1 protein-coding gene is annotated in these 291 nt (G+C 62.5%); it reads right to left on the bottom strand.

Annotated features, from left to right (window positions below):
• Positions 1-291, bottom strand: a 291-nt coding sequence (locus AAEZ05_RS28145) for an MnmC family methyltransferase (protein ID WP_350649839.1), incomplete at both ends; no start/stop codon positions are given.

The raw sequence follows: 291 nt of genomic DNA, 5'->3' as shown, positions 1-291 counted from the left end.
CTCCCATTTATGCCCGATGCCCGGCGTGCGTTTCATCTTGAACCCGGCGGCATTGATCAACCGCCTTACCCAGCCGGTGCTGGTGAAGGTGCTGATGGTCGAACCTGGAGCCGCCAGGCGTGCCAGTTGGGCGAACAGCTCGGCGGTCCACATGTCGGGGTTTTTCGCCGGGGCGAACCCGTCGAGAAACCACGCATCGATTTGGGCGTCCAGTTGCGGCAATTGTTCCAGCGCATCGCCGATCAGCAGGGTCAGGGTCACGCGGCCGTTGTGCAGTACCAGGCGTTGGAA

It is taken from the genome of Pseudomonas sp. HY13-MNA-CIBAN-0226, from assembly GCF_040310305.1.
In the GTDB taxonomy this organism is placed as follows: domain Bacteria; phylum Pseudomonadota; class Gammaproteobacteria; order Pseudomonadales; family Pseudomonadaceae; genus Aquipseudomonas; species Aquipseudomonas gregormendelii.
Note: the sequence above shows the minus strand (reverse complement) of the source record. Positions and strands in the feature narration are given on the sequence as shown.